This window comes from Streptomyces mashuensis, assembly GCF_014654785.1.
Classification (GTDB): Bacteria; Actinomycetota; Actinomycetes; order Streptomycetales; family Streptomycetaceae; genus Streptomyces; species Streptomyces mashuensis.
This window is the reverse complement of sequence record NZ_BNBD01000010.1, coordinates 194,256-205,465: the sequence shown is the minus strand read 5'-3', so window position 1 is coordinate 205,465 and position 11,210 is coordinate 194,256. Positions and strand designations below refer to the sequence as shown.

Here is an 11,210-nt window from a genome sequence, read left to right as displayed (position 1 = left end):
CCGGCGGCCGGCCGGGACCGGGTCGGGGTCAGGGTCAGGCGGCGGTCTGGAACGCCGGCTCCGGCACCACGGCCGGCGCGGGCGCGGGCACGGGCCGGGCCACGGCGCTGCGACGGCGGTGGGCCAGGAAGCCCGCGCCGATCACGGCGGCGATGGCGAGGCCGCCGAGGACGAGCGCGCCGCGCTCGCCCGCGCCCTGGACCAGCAGGCCCAGCAGCGGCGGGCCGGCCAGGTTCCAGCTGGTGCTGAGGCTGCGCCACACGCCGAGCACGCGGCCGCGCATGTGCGGCGGCGGGTCGGTCTGGAGGACCGTGGTGGTGGCCGTGTCGGACACCGACTCCACGACCGCCATGGGGACGACCATCACCAGCAGCACCATCAGGGCGGGGCTCAGGCCCGCGAAGACCTGGAGCAGGCCGCCCGCGGCGGCCAGCAGCGCCACGATCCGCACGGTGGGCCGGCGCAGCCGGCCGGCCACCACGGCGCCCACGATGCCGCCGACGGCGAGCAGCGCGGACACCAGGCCGTAGGCGCCGGCGCCGCCGTGCAGGGGGCCGGTGACCAGGGTGGCCAGGGTCAGCTGGTAGTTGCGGCCGAGGACGGCGCTGACCGCGGCGATCACGGCGAGGGCGACCAGGGCGCGCCGGTTGAGGAAGAACGACAGGCCGCCGCGCTCCTCGCGGCGGTCCGCGCCGCGCGGGCGGGCGGCGGCCGCACGGGCCGCCTCGCGGGCGTGCCGGGCGGGCCGCAGGAACGGGATGACCGCGGTGACGAAGAGGAACGACGCGCCGTTGACGGCGTAGGCGCCGGCGGTGCCGATCGCGGCGATGCCGACGGCGGCCAGAGCGGTGCCGGCCAGCCGGCCGACGCTGTGCACGACGGAGCCCAGGGCGATGGCCGAGGGCACGTCCTCCTCGGGCACCAGGTCGTTGCCGAGCAGGGCGGTGGCCGGGCCGTCGACGGTGGCGATCAGGCCGGTGACGGCCGCGAGGCCCATGAGCACCGGCACGGTGAGCAGGCCGAGGGCCACCAGCACGGCGGTGGTGAACGCCACCAGGGCCAGCAGGGCCTGGCTGACGGCGGCGACGAGCTTGCGCGGCATCCGGTCGACGACGGCGCCGCCCAGCAGGCCGAAGAGCAGGCCGGGGGCGGCCTGCACGGACAGCGAGAGGCCGGTGGCGGCGGCGGAGCCGGTCAGCTGGAGCACGAGCAGGTTCTGCACGGTCAGCTGCATCCAGGTGCCGAGGTTGGACACCAGGTTGGCCAGCGACCACCAGCGCATGCTGGCGCTGCGCAGGCAGCGCCACGGCGAGCGGTCCTCGCCCGCGCCGGCGCCGCGGCGGCGCAGCAGCGCGCGCACGGGGCGCAGGGCGGGGATCCGGGCAGGGGTGTCGGCGGGGTTCGCGGAGGAAACGCGCAAGGGTCCGTTCCGGGGGTCGGGGCATCGGCGGGGCCGGCGTCCGCGCCGGCCTGCGGAGCGCCCCGGTGGGGCGGCACAGCGGTCCGGGCGTCGGGAACCCGCCGGGTGCGAACCCGGGACGGGGGGCCGGAGGACGCCGGGGCGGTCGCGCTGCCATGGCGCGGGTGCCCTGCTTCGGCGTCCCCGCCATCGTCACAAGCGCTTCCCCGGCCGGGGAAGACGATCCGCTGTGCAGTGCGTCACCCGGTGCGGCGGACCTGGTCACGGAGGGTGGTGTTCCAGGTCACACGGGCGGGGCCGACCGCCGCCCGCCGGCGGCCGGTCAGCGGAGGAGCCGGGCGGCCACGCGCAGGTCGGCCACCAGGCCGGCGTACATCGCGGCGCGGTCGGCGTCGTCGGCCCGCAGCACGGCGGACGGGTGGATGGTGGCCACCAGCACGCCCTCCCCCGCCGCGCCGCCGTCCAGAGCCGGCATCGGCAGCGCCACCCCGCGCTGCTGCGACACCCGGAAGGAGGAGCCGTACAGCGCCTTGCCGGCCGTGGCGCCCAGGGCGACGACCACCTCCGGGTCGATCAGCTGGAGCTCGGCGACCAGCCACGGCTTGCAGGCGCCGATCTCGCGCAGGCCCGGCGTCTTGTGGATGCGGCGCTTGCCGCGCGGCGCCGGCTCGAACTTGAAGTGCTTCACGGCGTTGGTGACGTAGGTCTCCGTCGGGTCGATGCCGGCCTCGTCGACGGCCCGCATCAGCACGCCCCCGGCGGGCCCCACGAACGGCAGCCCCTTGCGGTCCTCCTGGTCCCCCGGCTGCTCCCCCACCAGCACCAGGCGGGCGGAGGCGTCCCCGGAGCCGAAGACGGACTGGGTGGCGTCCCGGTGCAGCGGACAGCCCCGGCAGCCGTGCGCCGCCTCGCGCAGGGCGTCCAGGCCGGCACCCCGCGGCACGTACGGCCCGGCGTCGTACGCCTCGTCGTCGGGGCGGGCCTCGTCGTGGTCCTCGTCGCGGTCCTTGTGCTGTCGCGCCACGGCTACGAGTGTGCCCCGCCGGGGTGGCGTCCGCCCGCCGGACGTGTCGGCGCGGCGGGCCGGGGTAGCTGCGTTGCCGTCGACGGACAGACCCGCGAACGAAGGAGGAGCTCATGGTGGCCCAGGAGAACCCCGACGACGTCGTGGCGCTGCTGCGCGAGCAGCACCGGGACATCCGCACCCTGTTCGACGAGGTGCTGGCGCGCACGGGCGAACAGCGCCGGCACTGCTTCCGGCGGCTGGTCCACCTGCTCGCCGTGCACGAGACGGCCGAGGAGGAAGTGGTCCACCCCTACGCGCGCGACGCCCTCGACCGCGGCGACCACGTGGTGGACGACCGGCTGGCGGAGGAACGCGAGGCCAAGCGGACGCTCCAGCACCTGGAGCGGCTGGACCCGGACGGCCCCGAGTTCGTGAAGGAGTTCACCACGCTGCGCGAGGCGGTGCTGGCACACGCAGAGGCGGAGGAGGAACGCGAGTTCGCCCGGCTGCGGGCCGAGGGCGACCCGGACCGGCTGCGGAAGATGGCCAGGGCCGTCCGGGCCGCGGAGGCCGTCGCCCCCACCCACCCGCACCCCGGCACCGAGTCGGCGACGAAGAACCTGCTGCTCGGCCCCGCCGCGGCCGTGGCCGACCGGGCCCGCGACGCCGTGCGCGGCGCCTTCCGCAACGACTGACCGCCCGGGCCCGGCCCGTCCGGGTGACGGAACGGGGGCGCGCCCGCCGCAGCACCGGCGGGCGCGCCCCCGCGGCGGGAAGGGACACGGGGACCGCAATGGGGCAGGAAGCGAGGAGGTCGGAGCGATGCGGGGACGGCTGAGGAGCGGGCGGCGCGGGCTGCTGCCGGGGGTGACCGCGGCGGCGGCCCGGCATACCCGCGCGAGGACCGGTTACCCCTCTCCCGTGCTGGTCGCCCTGAGTACGTGGGACCGGTCACTGTTCCGGCGGGTCGCCGAGCGGCACTGGCCGGGCGGCGACCGGGTGCTGCCGCGCCTGTCGCGGAGCGCCGACCACGGGGTGCTGTGGTTCGGCGTGGCGGCGGGCGCGGCGCTGCTGGGCGGGCCGGCGGTGCGCCGGGCCGCGCTGCGCGGCACGCTGTCGCTCGCGCTGGCCTCGGCGACGGTCAACACCGTCGGCAAGCGGTCGGTGCGGCGGGTGCGGCCGGTCGCCGACCTGGTGCCCGTGGTGCGCCGGCTGGCGCGGCAGCCGGTGACCACGTCGTTCCCGTCCGGGCACTCGGCGTCCGCGGCGGCGTTCGCCACCGGGGTCGCGCTGGAGAGCCCGTGGTGGGGGCTGGCGCTGGCGCCGCTGGCGGCGTCGGTGTGCTTCTCCCGCGTCTACACCGGCGTCCACTACCCCGGTGACGTCCTCGCGGGTGCGGCCCTCGGGGCGGGGGCGGCGTTCGTGGTGCGGGGCCTGGCCCCCGGCCGGCCCCGGCAGGTGCCGGAGGCGCCCGCCCGCCCGGATGCGCCCGCGCTGCCCGGGGGCCGGGGGCTGGTGGTGGTCGCCAACTGCGTCTCGGGGCAGCGTGCAGCGGGCCCCGCGGACCCGGTCCCGGCGATCCGGTCGGCGCTGCCGCAGGCCGAGGTGGTGACGTGCGGGCCGGGTGACTCCCTCGCCCGGCTCCTGGAGGAGGCGGCCGCCCGGGCCCGCGAGCTCGGCGGGGCCCTCGGCGTGCACGGCGGCGACGGCACCGTCAACGCGGCGGCGACGGCGGCCGCGCGGCACGGGCTGCCGCTCGCGGTCCTGCCCGGCGGCACGTACAACCACTTCGCCCGGGACCTGGGCGTGGCCACGGTGGCCGACGCGGCGCGGGCGGTGGAGGCCGGCGAGGCGGTGGCGGTCGACGTGGGCCGCTTCGAGGGGCTGCGGTTCCTCAACACCTTCAGCATCGGCGCCTACCCGGACCTGGTCCGGGTGCGGGAGCGCTGGGCGCCGCGGATCGGCGCCTGGCCGGCCGGGGTGGCGGCCGCGGTGCACGTGCTGCGGACCGCGCGCCCGGTGCGGCTGCGCGTCGACGGGCGGCGCCGCACGGTGTGGCTGCTCTTCGCCGGCAACTGCCTGTACCGCGGCCCGGGCATGGCGCCGGTGCGGCGCGCGGACCTCGCGGACGGCCTGCTCGACGTACGGCTGGTGCACGGCGGGCGGCTGGCCCGCACCCGTCTGCTGCTGGCGGCGCTGACCGGCGCGGTCCGCCACTCCCCCGTCCTGCGGGTGGTGCGGGCCCGGCGGCTGTCGGTCACCGGCATCCCGCCGGGCACCCATCTGGCGTACGACGGCGAAGTGGCGCCGGCGCCCCCGTCGCTGACGCTGCGGAAGGACCGCGAGGCGCTGCTGGTGTACCGCCCGTCGCCGGAGCGGCGGTAGAGGTCAGGAGCCGTCCAGGCGGGCGAACGGGCTGTCGTCCAGGGACGCGAGGAGGTCGGCGGGGTCGCGGTAGACCGCGACGGCGCCGGCCTCCTCCAGTTCGGCGCGGCCGATGCCGCCGCACAGCAGGGCGACGCAGTCCACGCCGGCGGCGCGGGCCGCCTTCACGTCCCACACGGTGTCGCCGACGAAGAGGGCGCGGGCCGGGGGCACGTCGGCCTCGGCCAGGGCCTGTTCCACGGGGTCGGGCGCGGGCTTGCCGGCCTCGACGTCGTCGGCGCTGGTCGCGGCGCGGATGGCGTCGTCGGCGTCGAGCGCGCGGCGCAGCGCGGAGAGTTCCGAGCCCTGGGCGGAGGTGGCGAGGACCACCCGCCAGTCGCGGTCGGCGAGGGCGCGCAGCAGCGCGGCGGCGCCGTTGTGGGCCGGCAGGCGGTCGAACCACGTGGCGTAGAGCGTCTTGTGGGCGGCGCTGAGGGCGTCGTCCTCGTCCCGGTCCCGGTCGGGGCCCAGCAGCCGGTCGAGCAGGCCGCCGGAGGGCATGCCGATGGTGCGGTGCACGTCGGTCATGGCGACATGGTGGCCGGCCTGGCGGAGCGCCTCCCACCAGGTGACGGCGTGCAGGTAGTTGGTGTCGACGAGGGTGCCGTCCACGTCGAAGACCACGGCGCGGGGGTGCGGGGCGTCGGCGGGCGTCGTCATGTCGTCGTACGCGGTCACGGTGGTCTCCCGGGTCAGGGCGTCAGCAGGGTCTTGACCATGCCGTCCTCCTTGGCCTGGAAGGTCCGGTAGGCGTCCGGGCCCTCCTCCAGCGGCAGGGTGTGGGTGGCGAAGCCCTGGACGCCGAGCGGGTCGGCGTCGTTGAGCAGCGGCAGGATCTCGCGGACCCAGCGGTGCACGTTGGCCTGGCCCATGCGCAGCTGGATCTGCTTGTCGAACATCGTCATCATCGGCATCGGGTCGGCCATGCCGCCGTAGACGCCGACGACGGAGACGGTGCCGCCGCGCCGGACCGCCTCGACGGCCGTGTAGAGGGCGGCCAGCCGGTCGACGCCGACGCGGTCCATGAGTTTCTCCGCGAGGGCGCCGGGGAGCAGTCCGACGAGGAAGTGGCCGGCCTTGGCGACGGGAGCCCCGTGGGCCTCCATGCCGACGGCGTCGACGACGGCGTCGGTGCCCCGGCCGTCGGTGCGGTCGCGAATGGCGGTCACGAGGTCCTTGCCGTGCTCGCGTGCGTCCAGCACCGTCACGCCGCGGGCGCGGGCCCGCTCCAGGCGTTCGGGCACGAGGTCGACGCCGATGACCTCGCTCGCCCCGCGGTGCAGGGCGACGCGGGCGGCCATGTCGCCGATGGGGCCGAGGCCCAGGACGGTGACGGTGCCGCCGGGCGGTACGGCCGCGTAGTCCACGGCCTGCCAGGCGGTGGGCAGCACGTCGGAGAGGTAGACGTAGCGCTCGTCGGGCGGCCCGTGCTCGACCTTGACCGGCAGGGTGTTGCCGAAGGGCACGCGCAGGTACTCGGCCTGCCCGCCGGGCACCTGCCCGTAGAGCTTGGTGTAGCCGAAGAGGGAGGCGCCCTTGCCGTGGGCGTGGACCTGGGTGGTCTCGCACTGGGAGTGCAGGCCGCGGTCGCACATGAAGCAGTCGCCGCACGACACGTTGAAGGGGACGACGACGCGGTCGCCCGGGGCCACCGCCGTCACCCCGGTGCCCACCTCCTCGACGACGCCCATGGGTTCGTGGCCGAGGATGTCGCCCGGGGTGAGGTAGGGCGTCAGCAGTTCGTAGAGGTGGAGGTCCGAGCCGCAGATGCCGGTGGAGGTGATCCGTACGATCACGTCGTCCGGTTTCTCCAGCCGGGGGTCGGGGACGGTCTCCACGCGGACGTCCCGCTTGCCGTGCCAGGTCAGGGCCCGCATGTGTGCTCCAGGTGCTCTCCGGGGCCGGGGCGCTCCCCGGGTTCCCCCTGCCGGGCGGGGAAAACCTGCCGCGGCCGCGGCGGCGGGACGGCCGAACGGGGGAACCGCCCGCCCGGCCCCGGGTTGCCGGGGCGCGGCCGGGGAACCCGTCCGGCATGGCGAGTCCTGCTGCCGGCGCGGCCGGCCCCCCGGCCCTGCCCGGCGTCTTCGCATCCCACTGGATGGCCACGTCACCGGCCACCTCGTACCCGCCGTTGACCTCGGGCGCCGGTGCGGAGGTGGACGTGGCGGTGATCGGCGGCGGCGTGGCGGGGCTCAGCGCCGCGTGGGAGCTGAGCCGGGCGGGGTGTTCGGTGGCGGTCCTGGAGGCCGGCCGGATCGCCGCCGGGGTCACTGGCTTCACCACGGCGAAGCTGACGGCGCTGCACACGCTGGTGTACGCGGGGCTGCGCCGCACGCGGGGCCCGGAGGGCGCCCGGCTGTACGCGCGCTCGCAGCAGGAGGCGGTCGAGCGGGTGGTGGAGGTGGCCGGTCTGCTGGGGGTCGACTGCGAGCTGGAGCGGCGCCCGGCATTCACGTACGTGACCGACCCGGCGGGCGTGGCGGCGGTGCGCGAGGAGGCCAACGCGGCGGAGCAGGCGGGGCTGCCGGCCTCGTACGTACGGGAGACGGGGCTGCCGTTCCCGGTGGCGGGCGCGGTGCGGGTGGAGGACCAGGCGCAGTTCCACCCGCGGCGCTATCTGCTGGCGCTGGCGGAGGACCTGGTGGCGCGGGGCGGCGCGGTGTACGAGCTGACGCGGGTGACGGGCCTGGACGAGGGCACGCCGTGCCGGCTGACGACGGAGAACGGGGCGGAGCTGGTGGCGCGGGACGTGGTGGTGGCCACGCACTACCCGGTGTTCGACCGGGCGCTGCTGTTCACGCGGCTCTCGCCGCGCCGCGAGCTGGTGGTGGCGGGCCCGCTCGCCGCGGACCGGGACCCGGGCGGCATGTACATCACGCAGGAGAACGACACGCGGTCGGTGCGCACGGCGCCGGGTCCGGACGGGCGGCGGCTGCTGATCGTGACGGGTGAGCACTTCACGCCGGGTACGGCGGACGTGACGGAGCGGTTCGGGCGGCTGGCGGACTGGGCGGGGGCGCACTTCCCGGGGCTGGAGATCACCCACCGGTGGGCGACGCAGGACAACGACTCCACGGACACGGTGCCGCTGGTGGGGCCCTTCCATGCCGGGTCCCGGCACACGTACGTGGCGACGGGCTTCGGCGGGTGGGGTATGAGTGGCGGGGTGATGGCGGGGCGGCTGCTGGCCGACCTGATCACGGGGCTGCGGCCGGCGTGGGCGGACCTGTACGACCCGCGGCGGGTGGGCAGCGCACTGCGGGAGGCGCCCGCGTTCCTGCGGCACCAGGCGACGGTGGCGCAGCACTTCGTGGGTGACCGGCTGCGCGTGCCGCACGTGGAGTCGCCGGAGGAGGTGGCGCCCGGGACGGGCGCGGTGGTGCGGATGGGCGGCCGGGCGTGCGCGGTGCACCGGGCGGCGGACGGCACGGTGCGGAGGCTGTCGGCGCGCTGTACGCACCTGGGCTGTCTGGTGGCGTTCAACGACGCCGAGCAGGCGTGGGAGTGCCCGTGTCACGGCTCGCGGTTCGCGGTGGACGGTTCGGTGCTCCAGGGTCCGGCGGTGCGGCCGCTGGAGGCGTGGGACGCCGGGGAGGGCTGAGCCGGAGGGGGCGGCGGGGGTTTGCGGTGGGGCGGGCGGGGTTACCCGGGGCCGTGGGGCCGGCCACGACCGGGAGGGCTGCGGCATGACCGAGTACGGGTACTTCCTGTCCTGCGAGGAGAACACGCCGCGGGATCTGGTGGAGCAGGCGCGGATGGCGGAGGACGCGGGCTTCACCTCGTTGTGGATCTCCGACCACTACCACCCGTGGACCGATGCGCAGGGGCAGAGCCCGTTCGTGTGGTCGGTGATCGGGGCGATCGGGCAGGTCACGTCGCTGCCGGTGCAGACGGCGGTGACGTGCCCGACGGTACGGATGCACCCGGCGGTCACCGCGCAGGCGGCGGCCACGACGGCGGTGCTGCTGGGGCCGGGCCGGTTCCGGCTGGGGGTGGGCAGCGGCGAGGCGCTCAACGAGCACGTGCTGGGCGACCGCTGGCCGCCGGCGGCGGTGCGGCTGGAGATGCTGGTGGAGGCCGTGGAGGTGATGCGCCGGCTGTTCGAGGGTGGGCAGGTGAACCACCGCGGCACCTACTACACGGTGGAGAACGCCCGGCTGTACACGGTGCCGGACGAGCCGGTGCCGGTGGACGTGTCGGCGTTCGGCCCGCGCGCCCTGGAGGTGGCGGCGCGGATCGGCGACGGGCTGGTGGCGGTGGACCCGGACCGGGAGGCTGTGGAGGGCTTCCGGTCCGGGGGCGGCGCCGGGAAGCCGGTGTTCGGCGGGGTGAAGGTGTGCTGGGGCCCGGACCGGGAGGCCGCCGTGGACCTGGTGCACCGGCTGTGGGCGGTGGAGCAGCTGCCGGGCGAGCTGAACCAGGTGCTGCCCACGCCCGCCCATTTCGAGCAGGCCACGGAGCTGGTGACGAGGGAGAAGGTGGCCGGCGCGGTGACGTGCGGGGACGACCCGGAGGAGCACGCGGCGGCCCTGCGGGCGTACGCCGACGCCGGTTTCGACCGGGTGCACGTCAACCAGATCGGCCCGGACCAGCGCGGGTTCTTCGACTTCTACCGCACGCGCGTGCTGCCGCTGCTGCGCGAGGGTCAGGGCTCCTGACCGGCCTGCGCCTGCGTGGTCTCCGCGGCGGCCGTGTCGGCACCGGGTCCCGGTTCCTCCAGGGCCGGGCCGGCCAGCCGGCCGGAGATCTGCGCCCGTTGTTCCTCGGTGACCGGCATCTCCACGCGGTCGCGGTAGTACCAGGTGCTGAGGGCCTCGCGCAGCCGGCGCCGCCGGGTGACGGGCCTGCGGGCGGGTTCGAGCGGCAGGGGCACGTCGCGCACCAGCAGCCGGTAGCGGTCGGCGGCGGGCAGCGGGCGGCGGCTCTCGCCGAGCCCGCCATAGACGCTCTGCGCGACGTCGCCGGTCTCCTCGCCCTCCTCCAGCCGGCGCCGGTCACGGGCCTGGAGGGCGAGGCAGAGGCGTTTGGTGACGAGGAAGGCGGCCACGGGCCCGGCGAGGACGAGGATCCGCAGCCACCAGGTCAGCCCCTCGACGGAGACGCGGAAGGTGTAGGCGATGACGTCGTTGCCGCCGGCCACGAGCAGCAGCGCGTAGCAGGTGACGGCGGCGGCGCCGAACGCGGTGCGGGTGGGGCGGTCGCGGGGCCGGTCGCACAGGTGGTGCTCGCCCCGGTCGCCGGTCACCCAGCGCTCGACGAGCGGGTAGGCGTAGAGCAGCAGGAACAGCAGGCCGGGCAGGAGGACGGCGGGTACGAGCACGTTGGCCATCAGGGTGTGCCCGGCCACGGTGTTCTCCCACGGCGGCATGAGCCGGAGGGCGCCCTCCAGGAAGCCGACGTACCAGTCGGGCTGGGCGTCGGAGGCGACCTGGTCGGGGCGGTAGGGGCCGTAGTTCCACACGGGGTTGATCTGGGCGAGCGCGCCGAGGACGACGAGGACGCCGGAGACGATGAAGAACAGGCCGGTGGAGCGGGCGGTGAACTGCGGGAAGAACGGCTGGCCGACGGCGTTGCGGTTGGTCTTCCCCCGCGCGGCCCACTGGGTGTGCTTGAGGTAGACGACGAGGAAGAGGTGGACGGCGACGAGCGCGAGCAGCGCGCCCGGCACGAACAGCACGTGCACGATGAACAGCCGCGGGACGAGGGACGTGCCGGGGAAGGCGCCGTGCCAGATGAACCAGCTGAGGTAGGTGCCGACGACGGGCAGCGACATCACGATGGTGTTGGCGGTGCGCAGGCCGGTGCCCGAGAGCAGGTCGTCGGGGAGGGAGTAGCCGCAGAAGCCCTCGAAGAGGGCGAGCATGAAGAGGGTGACGCCGATGGCCCAGTTGGCCTCGCGGGGGCGGCGGAAGGCGCCGGTGAAGAAGATCCGCAGCATGTGCACGGCGGCCGCGGCGACGAACACCAGGGCCGCCCAGTGGTGCACCTGACGGATCAGCAGCCCGCCGCGGACGTCGAAGCTGATGCCCACCGTGGAGGCGTACGCCTGGGACATGCGCAGGCCCCGCAGGGGCGCGTAGGACCCCTCGTAGACGGTCTCCGCCATGCTCGCGTCGAAGAAGAGGGTGAGCCAGCTGCCGGTGAGCAGCAGCACGACGAGGCTGTAGAGGGCGAGCTCGCCCAGCAGGTACGACCAGTGGTCGGGGAACGCCTTGCGCAGCAGCTGCCGGGCGGTCTCCGCGGCCGGCAGGCGGCGGTCGAGCACGGTGAAGCCGGTGGCGGCCGCGTCGCGGACGGCCCGCGCCGCTCTCTCCCTCCGCCTGCGGAACAGCATGGCTGATGGGTAACCGCGCTGCGAAG

At 76.1% G+C, this 11,210-nt stretch carries 9 protein-coding genes; 4 read left to right on the top strand and 5 right to left on the bottom strand.

Translation table 11 applies throughout. The features are described from left to right. Nucleotides 1–34: 34 nt before the first annotated feature. Nucleotides 35–1,282, bottom strand: coding sequence for an MFS transporter (locus tag IE305_RS23140; RefSeq protein WP_373311728.1), 1,248 nt, complete (start codon nt 1,280–1,282; stop codon nt 35–37). A gap of 460 nt (nt 1,283–1,742) precedes the next feature. Next, nucleotides 1,743–2,444, bottom strand: a complete 702-nt coding sequence (locus IE305_RS23135; RefSeq protein ID WP_190131608.1) for a UdgX family uracil-DNA binding protein — start codon at nt 2,442–2,444, stop codon at nt 1,743–1,745. A 113-nt stretch (nt 2,445–2,557) separates the two neighbouring features. On the opposite strand from IE305_RS23135, the gene IE305_RS23130 reads away from it, so the two are divergent. Beyond that, nucleotides 2,558–3,121 (top strand): hemerythrin domain-containing protein, encoded by a 564-nt coding sequence (locus IE305_RS23130; protein ID WP_190131607.1) that lies wholly within the window; start codon nt 2,558–2,560, stop codon nt 3,119–3,121. A 127-nt stretch (nt 3,122–3,248) separates the two neighbouring features. Next, the gene (locus tag IE305_RS23125; RefSeq protein WP_190131606.1) at nt 3,249–4,811 is read left to right on the top strand and encodes a bifunctional phosphatase PAP2/diacylglycerol kinase family protein; all 1,563 of its coding nucleotides are present in this window, start codon (nt 3,249–3,251) and stop codon (nt 4,809–4,811) included. Nucleotides 4,812–4,814: 3 nt separating this feature from the next. Here IE305_RS23125 and IE305_RS23120 read toward each other — a convergent pair whose 3' ends face one another. Further along, a complete protein-coding gene (locus IE305_RS23120) occupies nt 4,815–5,510 on the bottom strand; it encodes an HAD family hydrolase (RefSeq protein ID WP_190131671.1) in 696 nt (231 codons plus the stop codon). 32 nt (nt 5,511–5,542) lie between these two features. Beyond that, complete coding sequence (locus IE305_RS23115; RefSeq protein ID WP_190131605.1) at nt 5,543–6,727, bottom strand: zinc-dependent alcohol dehydrogenase; 1,185 nt, start codon at nt 6,725–6,727, stop codon at nt 5,543–5,545. Nucleotides 6,728–6,882: 155 nt separating this feature from the next. Here IE305_RS23115 and IE305_RS23110 point away from each other — a divergent pair, with 155 nt between their 5' ends. After that, nucleotides 6,883–8,451: an FAD-dependent oxidoreductase gene (locus IE305_RS23110; protein ID WP_190131604.1), complete on the top strand. Its 1,569-nt coding sequence runs from the start codon at nt 6,883–6,885 to the stop codon at nt 8,449–8,451. Nucleotides 8,452–8,536: 85 nt separating this feature from the next. Continuing rightward, on the top strand, nt 8,537–9,508 hold the full coding sequence (locus IE305_RS23105) for a TIGR03557 family F420-dependent LLM class oxidoreductase (RefSeq protein WP_190131603.1): 972 nt from the start codon (nt 8,537–8,539) through the stop codon (nt 9,506–9,508). Here the strand turns inward: IE305_RS23105 and qcrB are convergent. Then, nucleotides 9,496–11,184, bottom strand: coding sequence for a cytochrome bc1 complex cytochrome b subunit (gene qcrB / locus IE305_RS23100; RefSeq protein WP_190131602.1), 1,689 nt, complete (start codon nt 11,182–11,184; stop codon nt 9,496–9,498). The genes IE305_RS23105 and qcrB overlap by 13 nt on opposite strands. Nucleotides 11,185–11,210 lie beyond the last annotated feature (26 nt).